Consider the following 20,164-nt stretch of genomic DNA (forward strand, 5'->3'; position numbering starts at 1 on the left):
TTCGGTGGGCTGTGGCCGGAATTCATGCTCTAATTTCCACTGGCGAAATCAACCGCGTACGGCTCCAACGCGGCACGAAGCTCGGCAGGCACCGGCACCGGCTGCGTCCCCGCTGGATCCCGCCTCATACAGGCGACGACCTGGCTTCCCCTCGCCACCAGCTGGGACACGGTATCGCCGACGCGGTAGTAGTCGAACGCCATCGTCACCCGGTTGCCCTCGGCGCAGCTCAGCGCCATCCGCAATTCGACGGTTTCCGCCGCGAACAGCTCGGCGAAGTAGTCGCAGTGACAGGACACCGTGACCAGGGCCAGGTCCTCGCGCAACCCGAGCAGCACGCCGGGCGCATGGTCCATGAGGAACCTTTCCCGGCAATGCCCCTGCCACCGGAGATAGTTGGTGAAGTAGACATTGCCGACGAGATTGCTTTCTTCCAGGGTGATCACGTGGCGGTAGTCGTACGTCTTATTCATCCTCGTCCGCCTGCGCATCCGTGGTGAGGACGGCGACCGCGACCGGGGCGGCGCCGGCCGGAGAGAGGACTCCGGACGCGATCTTCGCCGCGCCGGCCCGGAAAACGACCCAACCGTCTTCGTACGCGCCCGCGAACACCGGGGTCACACTGGGCGGATACCCGATCTTGGACAGGCACTGCACCGCGGTCCGGATCCGGGCCGAGACCGTCGACACCGGTTCGCCCAGCACGGTCCGCACCTGGTCCACCACCGCGTCGGACCGGGCACCGATCGCCTGGCGCCACTCGTCATCGGACCGCGGCCCGACGGCCTCCCAATCGCAGGCGGTCCGGCCCCGGGCCCACACGCTGAGGACCAGTCCGCCCTGGTAGCTGCGGGAGACCTCGGCGGCCGGATCCCCGAACCGATCGGCGGCAGCGGACTTCCCCGCCCCGAAACGGTCACCGGAGGTGATGGTCACGCGCAGGCCGGGGTTGAGGCCCAGCACCAGCGCGGACCGCTCCAGGTAGACCGCCAGCAGTGGCGCCGGCAACGAACAGCTGTCGAGCAGCGGACCGGCATCGCGCAGCCGCAGTCCTCCCCAGGTGATCGCCCGTTTGCCGTTGCGGTCGAGTCCCACGACATCCCACACGTACTCGCCGTTGCTCGCATGGCGCTCGATCGCGTACACCTCCCGCGGGGCACCGGTGCCGGGCACCACGGTCACCTTTTCACAGCCCGACGGCAGCAATCGCCGATGCGGCACGCAGGCCTGTAGCGCGTGCACGGTGGCGTCGTTGCTGGTCAGCTCGCCGAGCAGCGGGGCATCCACCACATCGGGATAGTCCCGTTCCCCGTCCGGAGCACGCAACCGGACGTGACAGTGCCGGGCGCCCAATGCCCGGAACTCCTCCACCAGCCGGAACCGCCCGGTGTGGAAGTACACCGGGCCGTACAGCTCGTCCCCGCCCAACGCGATGTCCTCCTCGGGCATGCTGGGCCGGGTGAAGGTCTCGCTGGGCTGCGCCAGCGGGAACACCGCTCGGACGTGGTCGACCTGGTACCCGCTTTCGTCGCTGCGCAACGCGACGTCGATGACATCTCCCCGGCGCAACGCACAGACCCGGACAGTGCGGGTGCCGCGATCGGGCACCACGATCGGCCGGTTCACGGACACCTCGGCCGCGTGCCGCAACAGGCGTCCGGACAACGCGGTGGCCGCCTGCGCCATCGCCTCCAGGCCGACCACGGCGGGCAGGACGATCAGGCCGTCGATGCGGTGATCGCCGAGGTAGGTGTCGTGGGCGGCGTCGAGATCGGTGTCGGCCACCAGCTCGACTCCCGGGTGGTGCACCGCCACCCGGTCCAGGAAGCGGCCCACTGGTTGCGTCGTGGTGTCGTGCGTCAGGCCGCCGATCCGGCCGTAGACCGCCACCGTTGTCGGTAGGTCCCGTGCCCGCAGCAAACCGAGGAACAGCTGGACCCCTTCGCTCGCGGGGATGGGCGTGACGTCGAGGCGCAGCAACGCATCGAGCACCCCCAGCTGCTCCCCCATGCCCACCCCGGACCAGATCGACCAGTCCAGGTTGAGCACGCGGCAGCCCCGGTTGGACTCGGCGACGCGTTCGGCCTCACCGCGCAACGCACCGTTGGCCAGGGCGTAGTGGCATTCCCCGGCCAGCCCGAACCGGCCGATCACCGAGCCGAAGGTCACCAGCAGCCGAAGCCGCCGCTGATCCAGCACCGCGAGGAGGTTGCGCAGTCCCCCGACTTTGGGAGCCAGGTGGGCACGCACCTGTGCCTCGTCGAGCCCGGCCAGCGCGGCGGGCTCGTTGATCCCGCTGGCGTGCAGCAACCCCGTGATCGGCCCGAGGTGGGCGGCCAGGCGTCGTACGCCTGTTGCCACCGCCGAGGCGTCGGTGACGTCCGCCACCTCGTAGGCGACGCGGACGCCGGCCTCGCGCAACCGGCCGAGGTTCGCCCGAAGAACCTTGTCGTGCTCGGGACTGGACCGGCCCAGCAGGGCAAGCGACACGCCACTGGCTTGTGCCAGCGCGGCCGCGCATTCGTATCCGATCCCTTTGCCGCCACCGCTGACGAGCACCACGTCCTGACGTCCCAGTGGCAGGTCGCCTTCGGTCAGCTGCCACAGCGCCCGATCCACCGGCTCGCTGACCGCGCCCTGCTCATCGAGCACCAGCTCGCGCCAGCTCGCCGGTTCGGCCGTGGCGTGCCTGGCCGCGACCCGCAGTGCTTCGACGTTCGCGGGCACCCGCAGCAGGGTGACGCCGACTTCCGGGTGTTCCTGCCGCAGGGAACGCAGAAAACCACTCAGCGCCGAACTGTGCGTGATCGCGACCAGCCGCCGGGACCGGACTGCCGCGCGAGCCGCGGCCAGCAGCGTGGTCACGGCGTCCGGCGCCGCGGGATCCGGGATGTAGACGAGATCGACCGTGCCGTCGCCAGCGCCGTGACCGGCAGCCTTGGTGCCGAACAGGCTGCGGGCCTTGCCGCTCAACCGATGCCCCGGAGCGACGTGCGTCCGCCAGTGCCGGTCCCGGTGGTCATCGGTGCGGAGGATGCGGCGCTGGGGTTGCTCGGTGAAACAGTGGATCCACGGGGCCAGACCGGAGGCGACGGTGGTCGCCGGCCGGTCACCCGCCGGCGGCAGGGCCTCGGTCGCCGAGATCAACTCGGCGACGGACGAGTCCGCCATCGACAACGGCGCGACCGGGTGCTCGCGGCCGGTGGACTCGGCGGCGGCGACGACGAGCTGAGTGACCCGCAGGGAGGTCAGGTGCAGATCGCTGAGCAGCCGAGCCTGGGGATCGATCATCGCCGCGTCCAGTTCGCTGGCCGCCGCGACCAGGCCGAGCACCGTGGTCGCCACGGTCCTGGCCTCGGTACCGCCGGCCTGCGGTGGCACCGCCACGATCCGAGCTGCCGTCGAGCTCTCCGCCGGAAGTGCCGGAGGGGCGGTCGAACACGGACTGGCGAGGAAGACCCGATCGCGCCAGATGTCGATCGGACGCGCCGGCCGGTCCGCGAAGGCGACAGCCGGATCCGGCAGCGCATCCGCGACGAACAGGGCCGCCATGGTGTCCGCCAGGCCCCGGTCTTCCCGCGCTCCCACGTCGACCGCGACGACGGCCTTCGAGGAGCCTGCGGTGATCAGTGCGGACAGCGAGTGCCCCGGGCCCATCTCGCAGAACAAGTCGGTGTCCGGGGCGATCCCGGTGACCGCGTCCCAGAACCGCACCGGAGCGGTGAGCTGGTCGCCGAGCAACTCGGCGAGGTCGTCGCGGCCGGTGAGCGTGCGCCCCCGCACCGAGGACACCACACGTGCGGCCGGCGGACGGAACGCCGTGGAGCGCAGGCAGGACTTGAACTCGTCGACGCAGCCGGCCATCGCAGCCGAGTGGAAGGCGTGGGACACCGGCAGGACCACCGCAGAGATGCCCTGCTTCGTCGCCCGAGCCGAAGCCTCGTGAACCTCCGGCAGTGGTCCGGCCAGGACGTGCGACCGAGGTCCGTTGTACCCGGCGATGACCAATCGGGTGCCTGCACACAGCCGGTCGGCACCCGCGGCATCGACGGCGACACTGACCATTCCGGTGCCGGATCGGCCGAACGTGCCCATGACCCGGCCTCGCTCCTTGACCAGCAGGGCGCCGTCGTCCTCGGACAGGCAGCCGGCCCAGACCAGTCCGGCGATCTCGCCGAGGCTGTGGCCGATCGCGGCCTGCGGAGTGACGCCCAGCCCCTGCAGCCAGTGCAGCGCCGCCATCGTGCCGCGGTAGATCGCGGGCTGTGCTTCGGAGGTGTTGGCCACCCCAGCCGACGCGGTCGCATCGTGGTGCGGCAGGACCGGATTCGTCAGCCCGCCCAAGGCACCGAGATCCGTGCGCACCGGGGCTCCCTGACCGGGCAACAGGACCGTGACCCTGCCCGCGACGGCCATCCCGAGGAAGATCCCGTCAGCCGCGATCACCGTTCCGCGGGGCAGGTCCACCAGCCGCGCGGAGGCGAGCGCGGCCCGCTCCGCAAGCTGGTGGGGCGTAGCGGCCACGAGAGCGGCCCGGCACGGCGCAGTGCGGACTGTGCGACCGAGTTCGCAGGCGAGGTCGTGCAGCTCCGCTTCGGAGAAGCGCGGCGCCACCGCGGCAAGCCGGTCCAGGGTGGAGCGCAGCTCGGCCACGGTGTCCGCGGCGAGGATGATCGCCTCGTGCCGGGGAGTCGGACGTCGGGATGCGGGTGTTCGCACCTCCCGCGACGGCACCGAAATCGCCGAGCGCAGTGCGATGTGGGCGTTGATGCCACCGAAGCCCATCGAACTCACGCCGGCCAGGCGCGGTCCCTCGGGCCAGGGTTCGGGCCGGGACAGCACCCGCAGCCGGTCCGAGGCGGCACGCAGCACCGGGTGCGGCTGCTCGCACCCCGTCGTCGGGGGAAGCACTCCGGCGGCAACGCTGAGGCTGGTCTTGATCAGGCCGGCCATTCCGGACGCGGCTTTGGTGTGCCCGATGTTGGCCTTGATCGACCCGAGCACCGCCGGGTGGCTCGCGCCCCGCCGCAGCTCCGCGAGGGCCGACAGTTCGGTCTCGTCCCCGACCGCGGTCCCCGTCCCGTGCCCCTCGATCAGCCGCACCTCGGCCGGGTCCACCCCGGCCAGTTCGTAGGCCCGGTGGAGGGCCAGCAGCTGACCCGACCGCTCGGGCCGGGTGATACCGCCGCTTCCGTCGGAGGACAACCCCCAGCCGATGATCTCCGAGTAGGCCCGCAGGCCCGCCGCGCGGGCGTCGGCGGCGCGCATCAGGACGACCACCCCGCACCCCTCGCCCGGGATGAACCCGGCGGACCGCTCGTCGTAGATCCGCATCCGGTCGGCGGTCAGCGCTCCGGCCTTGGCGAAGCCGACCAGTTCGAAGGGATCGATGCTGAGGTCGACACCGCCCGCGATCACCATGTCGGCGCTGCGGTCCCGAAGGGAACGACAGGCGGTGACGACGGCCAGCAACGAGGACGAGCAGGCGCCGTCCACGGTGTAGCCACCGCCGTGGAAGTCGAAGTGGTTGCAGATCCGGCCGGCGATCGTGTTGGCCAGGCCGCCGGCGAGTGTCTCGTCGCCCACCGGCGGGAACGGCGCGAGATAGTGCTCCTCGGCCCGGTCGAGCAGGGCCGTGCGTTGCTGCTCGGACAGTCCCGATTCGGTGATCGCCGAGGTGAGCACCCGGCGCACATAAGGCCATCGCAGCCGCATGGTCGCCGCGCGGGTCGTGTCCCCGGTGAGGCTGTTGCCCACGACGACGGCGACCTTGTCCCGATCCAGCCCGGCACCGCCGGGGAAGCCCGCGTCCGCAAGGGCACGGGCGGCCGTCTCCAGGGCCAGCCAGTGCGCGGGATCGGTGGCCCGGTAGGACGGCCCGGGGATGCGGAAGGCCGCACGGTCGAACGTCCAGCCCTCGATCAGCGCCGCCATCGAGCCGTAGGTCTTGTCCGGGGCGGCGCGGTCGCGGTCGAAGTAGTCGTCGAGATCCAGCCGCTCCGGAGGCAGCCGCCGAAAGGCCTGCCGCTGGTCCAGCACCAGCTGCCACAGCTGGGTCAAGTCGTCCGCGTCCGGGTACCGGCACGCCATGCCCACCACCGCGACCGGTTCCTGCTCCGTACCGCCCCCAGCGGTTCCGCTTTCCGGGTACCCGTTCACACTCGCTCGCTTCCGACCGAAGCGGCCAGGCCGGCATCCTCCGCGGAACTCGTCTGTTCGGGGATGCTCGGGACGGGCACGGTGCTGGGCACCGCGAGCGCGACCGGTTCGTTCGCGGTCTTCGGCAGCCAGGACTGCACGGCGAGGAAGGCACCGCGCAGCGCACACACTCCCACCAGCGCGAAGAACAGCCCGAACACGACGTGGAACTGCACCAGCAAGCCGTAGGTGGCCGCGGTCGCGAGCCCGAACAACGCCTGGTTCCGCGGCTTCGACGGCGACGTGGACGGATCGGTGATCATGTAGTTGGTGAAGAGGATGAACGCCGTTCCCGTCACCGGCAGCAGGGCGCTGACCAAGGAGATATCGGTGATTGCCGCCCGGGCCACCGCCTGCACGAGGAATCCACCGACCCAGCCCGCGATGAGCGGCAGCTTCTTGGTCAGCTTCCCGTTGAGCATCGTGCCCGCGCCGAGCAGCAGCAGCGGGATCAGACCGTCGACGAATCCACCGGTCCACTCGGTGAACTGGTAGGGCGGGGCGATGCTCACCCACGGGAACAGCAGCAGCACCGCGACGATACCGGTGTTGCTCGGGTTGAGCACGTGGCGCAGCCGGCCCTTGACGCGGACCCTGACGAGGTACTTGCTCGCGACGGCGATCACCACGGCGAGCACGGTGGGCATCAGCTCGCTGTTGGCGTACAACAGCATGGCGCAGGCCAGGCCGCCGATGTAGGCGGGCAGCAGGAAGTCGACGACCTCGCCGGCCGATGCCCGATAACGGGGGCGTCGCCGCTGAGCGAGCGCGTCGAGGGTCTCGAGGAACAGTTCCGTGCTCAACGCGACGAGTACCGCCGTCACCGGCGTCAGGTAGGCCTGTTCGAAGCCGAGCAGGGTGTGGCCGACGACGGTGAGCACCGTGATCGACAACCCGAATCGCCGAAGTGCGGCGCTGCGTGGGTCCTTGGGCTTGTGGCGCCGGGTGCTCACTTTTCCTCCCGTGTCGTGCCGTCCGAGTCGAGGCGAATCTGGTGCCATCCCGGCGTCAGCGTCATCGTGGCCGAATGACCGCCACCGCAGGCGTCTCGCCAGGAGACCGAGACCGGCAGCGAGGCGGCGTCGGTCCGGCCGAGCCCGAAGTGGAGGTCGGGTGCGTTGACGCCGTTGTGGCCGTTGGCGGGATAGAGCTGCTGGGTGGCCTTGGTGCCGTCGGGAAGTGTCACGGTGGCGGCGGCGCCGACCGCGGGCCGGGTGGGACCGCTCGCACCGGCCGTGCAGCCGCCGGCTTCCGCGGGCTGGCGCAGGCGCAGCCCGAGGAACTTGCCCGGTGCCGGGGCCGCGTTGGCGTAGAAGGTGGACTGGGTCCACTGGTTGGCGACCACGAAGTCCAGCCGTCCGTCGCCGTCGACGTCACCGACCGCGAAGCTGCGGCTCACCGCGTCGGTGCCGACGCCGATGTCCTCCGCGAGGTCGGTGAACCGTCCACCGCTGTCACGCACGAAGAAGGTGTTGCGGTCGTGACCGGACAGGTCGTCTCCCGGGCCGATCTGCGGCCACAGCGACGGATGCGCCAGGATCAGGTCGTTGGACATCGCCGCTTCCTGCAGCTGCGGCCACCGGTTGGTGGTTCCCCGCACGAAGCCGGTCGCCTGCATCACCTGCACCGAACCGCTGTTGTCGAAGTCGGCCGCCTTGACGTCCCAGCTCCACCCGCTGCGGGACAGGCCCAGTTCCTCGCTGTGATCGTCGAAGCGGGCGGTACCGCCGTGCAGTTCGGCCGGGTTGCCCTCGCTGAGGAACGCGAAGTTGCTCTCCTGCAATGCGTACGGCTCGGTGATGTTGTCGACGAGGATGTCGGGGACACCGTCGTGGTTGAGGTCGGTGAACGCCACCCCCATGCCCTTGAAGGAGTCGTTGCCGACCACCTTGGACTTCGGCGTGAGCGGATGCCGGACGCCGCCCGCTTCGCGGAAGTGGATGTGTCCCGGGGTCGACTCGTTCACCAGCAGCTGGTCGGGGCCGAAGTCGTTGGCGACGTAGAGTTCGGGGAACCCGTCGCCGTCGAGGTCCTGTGCGCCCGCCGCGAGGGTCCAGCCGGTTTTCCCGGTCACTGCGAAGGCATCGGTGGCCTCGACGAACCGCGCGTCCGGCTCGGGCCCTGAACCGGCTGAGCCGAACCGGTAGATGTGGTGCGAACCGCCGTTGTAGCCGGCGGACAACGAGTCGGTCATGACCAGTTCCCGCTGGTGCGCTGTGGGGTCGAGCACCCGGGCGCCGTCGGGGAAGTAGTTGCCGAAGAACAGGTCGAGGTGGCCGTCACCGTCGAAGTCGGCCACCGTCGAGGCATTGGTGTTCCACACCTGCGGTGGCGTGACCAGCTCCCGGGGGCGGAACGCCGACGCGGACGGGGGGCCTCCGGGACTGCGCAGGAACTCCACCGGGGAGCGGCCCCAGTAGTAGACGACAACGTCCTGCCAGCCGTCCTCGTTGAGGTCGACGGGCAGACACCCCATCGGCGCGACGGAGGAGGCGTAGGGCAGCCCGGCCGGGGTGAGCGTGAACGGCTGGTACCGGGCGCCGGTGGTGGGGGCCGGCCGGACTGTCACGGTGTCGGTTCGCGGATCCACCAAGCAGATGTCGTGGGAGAGCGAGCCACCGTCGGCGGCGAACAGGCCGACGCCCGCCCCCACCGACGACACCCAGCCGCTGATCTTGTCGTAGGCGGGAGCCGTGGTGCGGATGTGCCGGTCGTCCGGGCGATCGGCGGGGCTCACCGGGTGCTGGTCGAACCGGAACTGTGCCGCGAGCCCGGTCCGCGCGACCGCGGACGACGAGACCGGCTGGGTCAGGCCCCACACCAGGAGGCAACACCCCACCGCGGCGATTTTCGGCAGGATTCCGCGGAAAGCTGCGGAGGTGCGGCTCATTGCTGGGACCTTTCCCTGTGACTGGACCACTGTTGCCTGATACCGGCTCGCCATTGCTGGTAGTGCTCGACGGTCACGGCGATGGACCCGGGTGTGGTGAGCGCCATCCTGGCCCAGGAACCCGCCAGTTCGGCCGAGGCGCCGGCCAGGACCGCCGCGGCGATCTCGGTGTGGCCGGGCACGATTCCCGAAGTCCGTCGGGCTTCGCAGGCGAACGAGCAACCCTGCGCGAGATCGGCCTGGTACTCGCCCGACAGCGTGCGCAGCGATTCCAATTCGGACTGTTGCGCACCACCTGCGTAGGTGGCGGCGAGACCGATCCCGCTCCACAGATCGCACCGGCGCCGGGTCTGGAACTCCCCGATCCGCAGCGCGATGCCTTCGGGGTCGGCGCACTCGTGGAACCACAGTGACCGGCCGAGCCCTTGGTCGCGGATGGACCGCTGGTTGGCGGTCAGTCCGAGTTCGACACCTTGGCCGCCGACCACCCGGTCGGAGTGGAAAAAGCCCTGGTGGAAACCGAAGCCGTCCCAGGCAAGCCATTTCAGCATCGGATCACGCAGCAGGGGCTTGCCCCAGTCGGGACGCAATCTCAGCCGGGCGTAGGCCCAGCCCACCCCGACGTGCACCAGGTGCGGGTAGAGGGTCGCCGGGCCCGCCAGCAGTGCGCGCACATTGCGGCCACCCGTCCACCCCAGCAGGTCCAGCAGTCCGCAGGCCATGCCCGCGCCTTCGTAGGCGAACCCCCGGAATTCCCGGCCGACGTCATCGATCGCGTCGGCCAGGCGATCGCCGACGGGACGGGCGAGCGCGGCGTTGAAGCCTTCCAGGAAGGCCTGCCCCGAGTGCTCGAGCACCTCGCGGGCCGGACCGTTCCTCAGCCGGAACCGGCGCAGTCCGAAGTCGACCTGGCCGAGGTCCTGGCGAAGGGTCCTCGCCAGGGCACGCCGGACGGTACCGGCTGTTTGTGCTCGGTCTTCGGTTCCGGCACGGGTATTCCGGGCACCCACAGTCAAGCTTGCTGGCATTGGCGTTCCATTGCTCGCAGCGGAAATGGCAGAGGTCGGCCCGCACCGGACCGGCGATCACAGGAGGAACGGCATTACTCAGCCTGGGCGATCGAGGCGCCCTGAGCAGCGGAAGAATCCGGATCGACCGAAAGTATTGGTGGAAACAGCGGAAGCCGGTTCAGGCCCACACGGCCGGACAGTTACACCACGCGTGCGGCCCGCATCTCTGGCGAATTCCATTTCTCGTCGTCCACCCGTTCACCACAGTTGATAAGGCAGGAAACTCGACCGCACACAGGTGCCTGCTCCGGCCCCTCCTTCGCAGTACCACATCGGAACCAACTGCATCAACGGGCACAGTCAACTACAGGCGACGGGACCACGCCTGGTGATCATCACAGCTTCACCCAATGATGTGACCCGGACCGAAACCACCCGTCCGGCAATGCCGACGGCCGCGAGTTCGTGCTGGTGGTTGCCGACTTCCGGTCCGCAATCATGCCGCGCATCGCTTACATGACGGCCTTGCCGGCCTTCTTCCGCGAGCCGAAACAGACGCGTCCGGCGGTCGGGTCACGGAGCTGGACGATTCCCGTGATGTGCGGTATCCGCTCGATTCTTCGGGTGCCGACGCGGGACAAACAGCGTTCGCCAGCCAGCCGGGGCGGGACCGGGAGCACCCGGTCGACCGGGCCGAGCCCGAGCAGGCCGGAAAGCTTGACGCCCACGTTGGGCAGCTTGGCGAGCGCCGCCGGCCGGCGCTTCCACGGCCCGAGTTCGCCGCCGATCGGCGGGGTGCCCGCGTGGTCGACGACCATGTCCACTTCGGACAGTCACGGGCCGGCCGCGGGGCCGCGCCCCACTGTGGCGGCTTCACGAGCAGGTCGTAGGCCAGCCCGGCGCGGCCGGTCTCGGCGATGCCGGGCCGGACGGCGGGCCGGTCCAGCCAGTCCGGGTCCGGCTCGGCCCGGACGGCGTGCCGCACCCCGCACAGGTGCGCGCCGCCGCACGCCTGGCGGAGGGCGGCGAGCCTGCCGGGCACGTCCGGTCCGGCGAGGTCGACCCAGCCCACGACGCCCGCCACCAGTCCCCCGCTGTCCGCAGCCAGGTCGAGGAAGTCTTCGACCGTCCCGAACGTGACGGTCGAAGCCTGGCCGGGATCTCCGTCCGGTAGCCACCCGGCAGCTGCCACACCGGCTGGGCCACGACCTTGGCCGCCAGGTCCCACAGCGCCACGTCGACCAGGCCCAGGACGTACAGCGGCATTTCCTCGACGCGATCCAGCTCCCAGAGCCGGTGCCAGAGCCATTCACGCTGGTACGGGTCGGCGCCGGGTGGCCTTACCGAGCCCGGCTCAGCTCATGGCCCCCGTCAACGTGTCCATCTTCGTGCCCACCGGCGGGAACCCCGGCAGGAAGTTCTTCTCCTTCGCGAAGGCGATGTACTGCTGCAGTTCCGGGGTCAGCCCCTTGTACTCGGCGTTGAGCACGACGTGGTCGCGGATGGACCGTTCGAACGGGTTGGGCGAATTGGGGAACTTGACGTTCGGGCTCGCCTCCACCGAGTACTCGACGTGCAGGTTCTGGATGTCCTGCCGCACCTTGTTGTACTGGCTCGGGTCGAAGCCGGCGCGGTTGAGCGCCGCGTCGTTCGGCATGCTGGACTTCAGCTGGTCGAGACGCACGTTGGCGTTCTTCAACGGTCCTTCGAAGGTGCCCGACATGTTCTTGTTCGCCGTCGACGTCAGCGGCGTCATGTTCTCCGAAACGCCCGGGCCACCGAGGTTGTCGTTCTGCAGGTGCCCGCGGATCCACCGGTTGCTGCCGTTGGGGTCGTAGCCCTTGACGTTGGCGAGCTCGTTCTTGAGCTCGTTGCTGTAATTGGCGTGCGGCGTGTCTTCGAGGTTCTTGACGTCGGTGAGCTCACCCGGCTGCGGCTTCGAACCACCCGGCCGCGGGCTGCCGTCCAGGGTCTGGGTACCCGAGCTCGTGCCGCCGCCCTGTGACGTGGTCCGCCCGCTGGCCGGGTCCTTCGGACCGCGGGGCGGTGCCGACGGACCCGGCGTACTCGACGACGTGCTGCCGGAAGCCGTGCCCTTCTTGGGTTTCGTCTTCGGGTACGGCGAAAACGGCTGGACGGCCTTCTTCACGGCGTCCTTGCACTTGCCGGCGAACTTGCGGCCGGAGAACCGGCGCTGGTCGCCGGGGTCGTCCCCGAACCCGCCACCGGCGGTGAGGCCGAGCGGGTCGGCCTGCAGCAGCGGGTCGCCCACGTAGGTCATCGGGTTCGGCGCGGGTTCCAAGCCGAGCGGATCCGGCGAGATGTAGCGCGCGTTCGCCGGGTCGTAGTAGCGGAAGACGTTGTAGTACAGACCGGTTTCGCGGTCGTGGTACTGGCCGGGGAACCGCAGCGGCGTCGCCGGTTCGCCGGGCGGCGTCAGGCCCCACAGGCTGAGGCGGACCGGCTGCACCACACGGTCGTCGACACCGACCAGCTCGAGCGGCGTGCCGACGTCGTCGGTGACGAAGACCGACAGCCGCTTCGTGCCGTCCGGGCTGGTGACGGCCTGGGCGACCGGGCGACCGCCGTCGGGGTGGTGGATCCAGGTCAGCGTCTCGACCGCCACACCGCCGACGGTGTGCAGGGCCTCGATCAGCGTGTTGCCGTCCCAGACGAACTCGACCTGTTCGGCGACGCCGCCGGCCGCGTCCAGGCGCTGCTTGGCGACGCGGCGGTCGAGGGCGTCGTAGCGGTAGCGCCACGACGTCCCGTCCGGCGTGCGCACGCCGGTCAGGTGGTCGTGCGCGTTCCAGGTGAACGTCCAGGTCAGCTCGGGGCTGCCGGGGTCGGCGACGGTCCGCCGGACCAGCCGGCCCTGTGCGTCGTGGACGTAGCGGACCCGGCCGGCCGCGGCCAGGCCGGTGTCGGCGTAGCGCCGCGGCCCGGCTTCGAGGCCGGTTCCGGGGGAGGATTCGACGAGGTTGCCGAGGACGTCGTAGGCGTACCGTTCGGCCAGCGTCGGCGTGACCGCGGCGGTGACCCGGCCGACCGCGTCGTAGTCGTAGCGCACGCCACCGACCGGGTCTTCGCGAGCGGCCAAGCTGCCGTCCGGACGCCGGTGGTAGCGCCGCACGCCACCGGGGATGTGTTGCGCGGCAAGGCGCCCGACGCCGTCGAACTCCTGCCTCAGCAGCCGGTCGGGCCCGGCGTCGACCGCGACGGGACGGCCCGCGTCGTCACGGTGCAGGATCAGCGTGGCCCCGGCGACGGCGAGGATGTCCGCCCGATCCTCGGTGCGGCTCCAGTGCACGTCCACGCCGGACGGGGTGCGCCGGCCGGCGGACGACCCGTCCGGGTAGGCGAAGGTCGTGGTGCGCCTGGCGGTGGTCTGCCGGACGACCCGGCCGTCCGCGTCCCGCTCGAGTTCGATCGCCGTGTCCGGCCCGGTGGCGGCGACCAGGCGGCCCACCGGGTCGTAGCGGTACCTGTCGGTCCCCGCCGCGCTGACGCGCTCGATCACGTTGCCGAGCGGGTCGTGGTGGTACTCGACGGTCTCCCCCGCCGCGTTCACCAGGCGGACCAGCTGCCCGGCCGCGTCGTACACGCACTGGGTGACCCGGCCGGCGAAGTCGGTCTGCGTCAGCAGCCTGCCCTCGGCGTCGTAGCCGAAGGTCCACGTCTGCCCGGCCGGGTTGGTGACGGCGACCGGCCGCAGTTCGGGGTTCGAGCGGCGGGTGGTGCGGGCGCCCGCGGGATCGGTCACGGCGGTGACGATCCCGAGCGGCCCCCGCTCGGTACGGGTGACGCGGTTGAGCGCGTCGGTGTGCGACGTCTCCCCGCCCTCGCCGTCGTAGGTCCACCGCTGCCGGGCGCCGTCGGCGGCGACGGTGGCCTGCAGGTCACCTTCGACCGTCCAGCTCACGGCGGTCCGGCCGCCCGGCTTCCGGATGGTCCGCGGCCGGCCGAACAGGTCCGGATCGGCCGCCGACGCGGCTGCGGTGTCTTCGGTGTCTCCGGCGGGCGCGTCTTCGTCGTCGGCCACTCCCAGCGGCTCGGTGTAGGGGTCGGGCAGGGCGGGCGCGGCGTACCGGCGCCGGAACGTGCGGCCGCCGTCTGTCACCTCGATCTCGAGCGTCGATTCGGAGCGCTCGGTCAGCACGGCTCGCGTGCCGTCCGGGCGGGTCACCGCGCGGAGGATCCCCTCGGTGTCGTGGTCGAACTCCGTGCGCCGGCCCAGCGGGTCGGTGCGGGCCAGCAGGAGGTTGTGCGGGCCCCATTCGCTGCGGGTGACCCCGCCCAGCTTGTCCGTCTCGGCGACGACGTTGCCGGCCGCGTCGAACTCGAAGACCTTCCGGTGCCCGAGGGAATCGGTGGTGGTCGTGCGGCCGTCGGCGTAGCTCAGCGAACCGTCGAGGTAACCCTGGTCGCCGACGGTGCGCACGCAGCGGCCCGCGTCGTCGTAGACGTAGCGGTACCAGGCGCCGTTGTGATCGGTCCAGCCGGTGATCCGGCCGTCGGCGTCGTGTTCGTACAGCGCCGGGCGCGGCGTGGAGTTCGCGCGGCGCGCGAGGTGGCCCTCGGTGTCGTAGTCGTAGCGGGCGACCAGGACATCGCCCGCGGGCGCGACCGCGCGGACGGCCCGCACCCGGCCCGCGGCGGTCTCGAACGCGATGCGGGCGCCGGCGGAGTGGGTGAGCACCGAGGGCGCGCCCGTGAGGTCGTGCTGGAGCTGGACGAACTCGCCGTCGTCGGCGCGGACCTCACGCAGCAGCCACTCGTCGCGGACGCCGGGAGCGGGCACGAATCGCCGGGCGAGCCCGCGGCCGGGGTCGGTGACCACGTAGTCGTCCCCGTCCGTGTGCAGCCGGCGCAGCGGCCCGTGCTGCGCCGTCACCGCCGTGCCCGGGAGCGGCACGGCGAAGGTCAGCACCATCGCGTCGGCCGAGTGGTACCGGAGTTCACCGCCGGTCAGGGTCAGCCGCTCGTCCAGCAGCGACGCCCACGACCGGCCGAACCACCGGCCGTCGCGGTAGGAGGAGACGTGGTTGCGGGTGATCAGCTCGCCGAGCTCACCGGGGACGACGAGGTCGACCTCGGTGAGCAGGACGTCGCCGGTCGCGATGTCGATCGGGTCGAACTCGCAGACCTTTTCGTCGGGTCCCTTGGTCTTGGCCGGGTCCGGGCCGCCCCTGGGGGTGCCGCCGCCGTCTTTGGGCGGGCTCTTCGGCGCGCCCGACGGGGTGGTCGAACCGCCGTCCGGGGTGGTGTCCGGGCTCCTCGGATTGTCGTCGGGGCCCTTCGACGCCGGCGGCGGGTCGGTCTTCGGCGGCGGATCGGTCTTCGCGCCGGAGGTCGTCGTGCCGTCACCCTTCGCGCCCGACGGCGTCGTGGTGTCGCCTTTCGGGGGCGGGTCGGTCTTGGGTGGGGGTGCGTCCGGTCCGCCCTTGCCCTTCGGGCCGTCCAACCCCTTCGGACTCCCGTTGATGTCGGCGTGCTTCGGCGGCGGCGCAGCCTTGCCCGGCTTGATGTTCTTCAGCGCCTTCGCCGCGTCACCGAACAGATCGCCCGCCCGCTTCAGCAGCGGAACCAGCGCCTTCAACGCCGTCACCAGCCGCTTCACCAGATCCGCGATCTTCGACGCCACCTTCGCCACCGCACCGATCACCTGCGGCACCACCCAGGTCAACCCGATCCCCAGGGTGAACACCACCTGCAACGCCCAGCTGATCAAGTGCCCGACCAGCTCGGCGATGATGTCGCGCACCAGCGCCCGCACCGCCGCGACCACCTCGCCGGCGGTCTTCACCCCGCTCGAGGCGCCTTCGCAGCCCTTCTGCGCGGTCTCCAGCAGCGTCACGGTGTCCTGGGCGCGCTGGCGGTAGGTGTCGGCGGCGTTCCCGGTCCAGGACACGGTGTCGGCCTTGACCATGCCGGTCAGGTCCTCGCCTATACTGCCCAGCTCGGTGGCGATGTTCTTCCAGGTTTCGGATTGCGCGGCGATCTCGTCGGCGTTGCCGGTCAGCCCGTTCAAGGCCTCCTTCAAGGGGCCGACGTGCTCCATCAGCCACCCGACCCCGGCCGCGAGGATCGCCCCGAAGGGGTCCATCGCCATCGACAACGCGTCCAGCGCGGTCCCGACCGCCCCCATCGCGACGGACGCCCAGTCACCGCTCTCGATCGCCGACTTCAGGTCGTTGGCCGACTCCAACAGCGAAATGCCCGAATACGCCTTTGTCGAGTCCTGTGTCGGCGCGACCAACGGATTGCTGATGACGCTCCCCCTCTGCACGATCCCAACGAATCCGCGATGATATCGGTCGTGCCGGACGGCCGGGCCGGGACCGAGACACGGCTGCCCGGCCACCCCTCGGATCTGCCCGATCATCCCCGGGACGAGGCACCGGCTGCAGCGTGCCGGCCCAGCTGTTCACCGCCACGTTCTGGTGCTCAGGCGAGCCGGCGCACGACCCAGGGCGCAGTGAACCTTCGACGGCCGGGCGCGCCTTGCGAGTGGACGGCGGTCGCGGGGAAGATCCGCAGCCACCCGACCGCGCCGAAGAAGATCGCGTCGAAGCCGCCGAGCACGTCCCGCCAGTCCGGCGGCAGCATCTCGCCGTGCCGCACCCAGTACTCGGCGCAGGCGAACCCGAATTCGGCGACCTCGAGCTCGAACCCGTGCGCCTCGGCGGCGGCGTGCAGGCACCGCAGCCCTTCCGGGACGACCTCGCGGCCGATGCCGTCGCCGGGGATGACCGCGATGCGGTAACGCTGGGACACGAGACGCTCCTGTCGATCGGGTGGGCACGCGCTTCCACCCTGATCGGCCGTGCACGCCACGACAAGAGCGGCCGAGGCAACCTATCCTTTCGCTCATGGAAAGGGACGAACCGCGATGACCACCTCGATCGACGACCTCCGCTTCTTCCACGTCGTCGCGGCCAGCGAGACGCTGACGGCGGCCGCGCGTGAGCTCGCGTGAGCTGGAGTGCTCGCTCCCGGTCGTCAGCAAGCGCTTCAGCTCGCTGGAACGCCGGCTCGACGCCCGCCTGGTGCACCGCGGCACCCGCCGGCTCGTGCTGACCTCCGAGGGTGAGCTGTTCGCCGCGCGCCTGGAGACGATCCTCGACCAGGTCCGCGAACTCGAGGACGTCGTCACCCACCGCGCCGGCGACCTGCGCGGATCCATCCTGGTCCAGGCCACCCTCGGCCTCGGCCGCGCGCACGTCGCCCCGCTGCTCGGGGAGTTCACCGCCGCGCAGCCCGAGGTGAGCGTCCAGCTCCGCACGTCCGCCCTCCCCCTGCGCCCGCACCGGCACGAGTTCGACCTGGCCGTCCACGTCGGAACCCCGCCGGACTCCTCGCTCCGGATGCGCCGGCTGGCGAAGAACCGCCGGGTGCCGTGCGCCGCGCCGTCCTATGTGGAGCAACGAGGGATGCCCGAGCGGATCGAGGACCTGGCCGGCCACGACTGCATCGTGCTCCGCGAGAACGACGGGGACTTCGCCCTGTGGCGCTTCGGAGACGCCCGCAATCCGCGTCAGGTGCGCGTGCGCGGCCGCTTGTCGAGCAACGACGGGGACGTGGTGACCGGCTGGGCGCTGCAGGGGTACGGGGTCATCATGCGCTCGGAGTGGCAGATCCGAGCGCACCTCGAAAGCGGCGCCCTGGTGCGCGTCCTGCCCGACGTGCCGACACCACCCGCCGACATCTACGCACTCCGCTCCGACGACGTCCACGTACCCCGCCGGATCAGCAAGCTGATCAAGTACCTCGCCGCGCGGCTGCCCGACCGGATCGCCGGGCTCGGCCTTTCCCGTCGGGAGAGGTGACCTTTCTCCCGACGGGAAAGGCCGCCCGGCACCGGCACCGTGTTGGGCGGCTCGTCGTGCATGCGGTCTAGAGCATCGGCACGTGGGCCCGGTAGTGGTCGAGGTACCGCTCGTTGGCGCTGTCGCCGCCCGGCAGGTTCGAGCTCTGCCAGAGCGGGATGGCGACGTCGGCGGCAGCAGCAGCCAGTGCGGCCAGGCGGACGAGCAGGAGGTTCCACAGGTAGGTGGAGCAGAGGGTGGACAGCGCCCCGGTGGTTCCGCTGGGCGTGGGGACCACGGCGTCGCCGGGCGGGATCGCGGTGTCCAGCACGGCGTCGGCCAGCTCGCCGAGCTTGGCGAAGGAGCGCATCGGGGCGGCGTCCATGTGCGGCCGGGAGGCGAACGTGACGACGTAAGCGCCCCGTTCCTTGAGTTCGCGGGCGACCTCGACCGGGAAGGCGTTGACGCCCGAATTGGAGAAGATCACCCCGACGTCACCGGGCCGGACCTGGGCCTGCGCGACCAGCGTCGCGGCCAGACCGGGAACTCGTTCCAGCTGGGTGCTGGCCTGGGCGCCGTGCAGGGGCAGCAAGCCCGGGTGGAACAGCGGGCGCACGCAGGCCAGGCCGCCGGCGCGGTAGAACGTCTCCAGCACCGCGGCGAGGCTGTGGCCCGCGGCCGCGGTGTGCACCAGCCGTCCGGCGCGGACGACGTCGAGGAGCCGGCCGGCCACCGCGTCGAGCGTGGGGGCGTTGCGGTCCTCGATCAGGCGGAGGTGCTCGCGGGTCGCGGCGCCGAAGTCGGTGAGAAAGTCCACGGGTGCTCCTGACTGGGTGACAGCTACCCCTATGGTCTAGACCATTGGCGCCGCGTTGGCTAGCCTGTCCTCTGTGAACGATCCCGTGTTCCTCATCACCGGCGCCTCCCGCGGCATCGGCGCCGCCACCGCCCGGCTCGCCGCCGAAGCCGGCTACCGCCTGGTCCTCCTCGCCCGCGACCAGACCCGCCTGAGCGCCCTCGCCTCGCAGCTGGGCGACCCCGGCCGGGTCTGGCCGGCCTCCTGCGACGTCACCGACTGGACCCAGCTCAGCGGGCTCGTCACCCGGGTCCGGGACACGTGGGGGCGGCTGGACGTCGTCTTCGCCAACGCCGGCACTAGCGTGGTCACCTCGTTCCTCGGCCACCACGGCGCGCCGCCGGAGCAGTGGCGGGACATGGTGCTCGCCAACGTCTACGGGCCCGCGTTGACCGCCCGCGCCACGCTCCCGGCGCTGGTCGAATCCGGCGGCCACCTGGTCCTGACCGGCTCGGCCGCGGGCCGCGGGGTGCGGCCGGGCAACCTGTACTCGGCCACGAAGTGGGCCGTCACCGGCCTGGCCCAGAACATCCGCGCCGAATGCGCCGGCACCGGCGTCCGGGTCACCCTGATCCAGCCCGGCCTCGTGGACACCGGCGGCATTCCGCCCGAACGCTCCCATGACCCCAAACTCGACCCCGCCGACATCGCCCGGGCCGTGCTCTACGCGGTCTCCCAACCGGCCACAGTGGACGTCAACGAGATCCTCGTCCGCCCGGCCGGCCAGGACCCGTACCGCTGAACCGGGCTGACGTGCCGGGCACCCTGCCTCGCCGGTCGGAAGAAATCGCTGTCGCGCCGGTGGCATCCGGCCACACGGCCTGGTCGCTGGTCGCCGGGGACGTTGCCGCGGCAACCAGCGACGTGACCGGGTGGTCAGTTGGTGGTGCAGGTGGTTCGGCAGCGGGCGTTCAGCGAGCACCACGGCGTCGCCGCGTACCGGACGCTGGCGGAGCTGCTGGCGGACCGACGGGTCGAGGTGGTGGTGAAGCTGACCAACCCCGGCAGCCACTTCGAGGTGAACCGTGCCGCCTTCACCGCCGGGAAGCACGTGTTCGTCGAGAAACCGCTCGCGCTGGGCCTGGCCGAGGCGCAGGAGCTCGTCGAGCTGGCCGCGGCTCGGCGGCTCGCACTGGGCAGTGCGCCGAGCAGCCTGCTCGGGGAAGCCGCCCAGACCGCCTGGCGTGCCGTCCGCGAGGGCGCCATCGGCGTACCGCGTCTCGCCTACGCCGAGCTGGACGACGGGCCGATCCAGCGCATGCCCTTCCACACCTGGGTCAGCACCTCGGGGCCCCCTGGCCCCACCTCGACGAGTTCCGCACGGGATGCACCGTCGAGCACGCGGGGTACGCCCTCACCTGGCTGACCGCGATCCTCGGCCCCGTCGACACGCTCACCGCGT

At 71.1% G+C, this 20,164-nt stretch carries 12 protein-coding genes and 1 pseudogene; 4 read left to right on the forward strand and 9 right to left on the reverse strand.

The annotated features are described in order from the left end of the window. Positions 1-29: 29 nt before the first annotated feature. The 8 genes and pseudogenes from AB0F15_RS16930 to AB0F15_RS16965 all read right to left on the reverse strand — a co-directional run bounded on the left by AB0F15_RS16930 (position 30) and on the right by AB0F15_RS16965 (position 16,875). Positions 30-473 carry an acyl-CoA thioesterase gene (locus tag AB0F15_RS16930; RefSeq protein ID WP_360270838.1) on the reverse strand — a complete coding sequence of 148 codons (444 nt, stop codon included), beginning with the start codon at positions 471-473 and terminating at the stop codon, positions 30-32. Next, positions 466-6,159 carry a type I polyketide synthase gene (locus tag AB0F15_RS16935; RefSeq protein WP_360270840.1) on the reverse strand — a complete coding sequence of 1,898 codons (5,694 nt, stop codon included), beginning with the start codon at positions 6,157-6,159 and terminating at the stop codon, positions 466-468. The genes AB0F15_RS16930 and AB0F15_RS16935 overlap by 8 nt, the downstream gene beginning before the upstream one ends. Then, the gene (locus AB0F15_RS16940; protein ID WP_360270842.1) at positions 6,156-7,151 is read right to left on the reverse strand and encodes an enediyne biosynthesis protein UnbU; all 996 of its coding nucleotides are present in this window, start codon (positions 7,149-7,151) and stop codon (positions 6,156-6,158) included. Before AB0F15_RS16940 ends, AB0F15_RS16935 begins: the two co-directional genes overlap by 4 nt. Further along, complete coding sequence (locus AB0F15_RS16945) at positions 7,148-9,088, reverse strand: CRTAC1 family protein (RefSeq protein WP_360270844.1); 1,941 nt, start codon at positions 9,086-9,088, stop codon at positions 7,148-7,150. The genes AB0F15_RS16940 and AB0F15_RS16945 overlap by 4 nt, the downstream gene beginning before the upstream one ends. Continuing rightward, entirely contained in the window at positions 9,085-10,116 is a 1,032-nt protein-coding gene (locus tag AB0F15_RS16950) for a DUF1702 family protein (protein WP_360270846.1), read from the reverse strand. Before AB0F15_RS16950 ends, AB0F15_RS16945 begins: the two co-directional genes overlap by 4 nt. Before the next feature lie 494 nt (positions 10,117-10,610). Then, a pseudogene (locus AB0F15_RS16955) lies at positions 10,611-11,407 on the reverse strand (amidohydrolase family protein). A 45-nt stretch (positions 11,408-11,452) separates the two neighbouring features. Next, on the reverse strand, positions 11,453-16,387 hold the full coding sequence (locus AB0F15_RS16960; RefSeq protein WP_360270848.1) for an RHS repeat-associated core domain-containing protein: 4,935 nt from the start codon (positions 16,385-16,387) through the stop codon (positions 11,453-11,455). Between the two features lie 158 nt (positions 16,388-16,545). Next, positions 16,546-16,875, reverse strand: coding sequence for an isocitrate/isopropylmalate family dehydrogenase (locus AB0F15_RS16965; RefSeq protein ID WP_360270850.1), 330 nt, complete (start codon positions 16,873-16,875; stop codon positions 16,546-16,548). A gap of 49 nt (positions 16,876-16,924) precedes the next feature. Here AB0F15_RS16965 and AB0F15_RS16970 point away from each other — a divergent pair, with 49 nt between their 5' ends. Together AB0F15_RS16970 and AB0F15_RS16975 are read left to right on the forward strand one after the other, a co-directional pair. Continuing rightward, positions 16,925-17,077: a hypothetical protein gene (locus AB0F15_RS16970; RefSeq protein WP_360270852.1), complete on the forward strand. Its 153-nt coding sequence runs from the start codon at positions 16,925-16,927 to the stop codon at positions 17,075-17,077. Next, positions 17,064-17,927: a LysR family transcriptional regulator gene (locus AB0F15_RS16975; protein WP_360270854.1), complete on the forward strand. Its 864-nt coding sequence runs from the start codon at positions 17,064-17,066 to the stop codon at positions 17,925-17,927. Before AB0F15_RS16970 ends, AB0F15_RS16975 begins: the two co-directional genes overlap by 14 nt. Before the next feature lie 67 nt (positions 17,928-17,994). On the opposite strand, the gene AB0F15_RS16980 is transcribed toward AB0F15_RS16975, so the two are convergent. Next, positions 17,995-18,723: a sugar isomerase domain-containing protein gene (locus AB0F15_RS16980; RefSeq protein ID WP_360270856.1), complete on the reverse strand. Its 729-nt coding sequence runs from the start codon at positions 18,721-18,723 to the stop codon at positions 17,995-17,997. 73 nt (positions 18,724-18,796) lie between these two features. Here AB0F15_RS16980 and AB0F15_RS16985 point away from each other — a divergent pair, with 73 nt between their 5' ends. Both AB0F15_RS16985 and AB0F15_RS16990 read left to right on the forward strand, forming a co-directional pair. Further along, on the forward strand, positions 18,797-19,504 hold the full coding sequence (locus AB0F15_RS16985) for an SDR family oxidoreductase (protein WP_360270858.1): 708 nt from the start codon (positions 18,797-18,799) through the stop codon (positions 19,502-19,504). Positions 19,505-19,645: 141 nt separating this feature from the next. Then, a complete protein-coding gene (locus AB0F15_RS16990) occupies positions 19,646-20,128 on the forward strand; it encodes a Gfo/Idh/MocA family oxidoreductase (RefSeq protein ID WP_360270860.1) in 483 nt (160 codons plus the stop codon). Positions 20,129-20,164 lie beyond the last annotated feature (36 nt).

Origin of the sequence: Amycolatopsis sp. NPDC026612, from assembly GCF_040638285.1 — a bacterium.
Taxonomy (GTDB): Bacteria; Actinomycetota; Actinomycetes; order Mycobacteriales; family Pseudonocardiaceae; genus Amycolatopsis.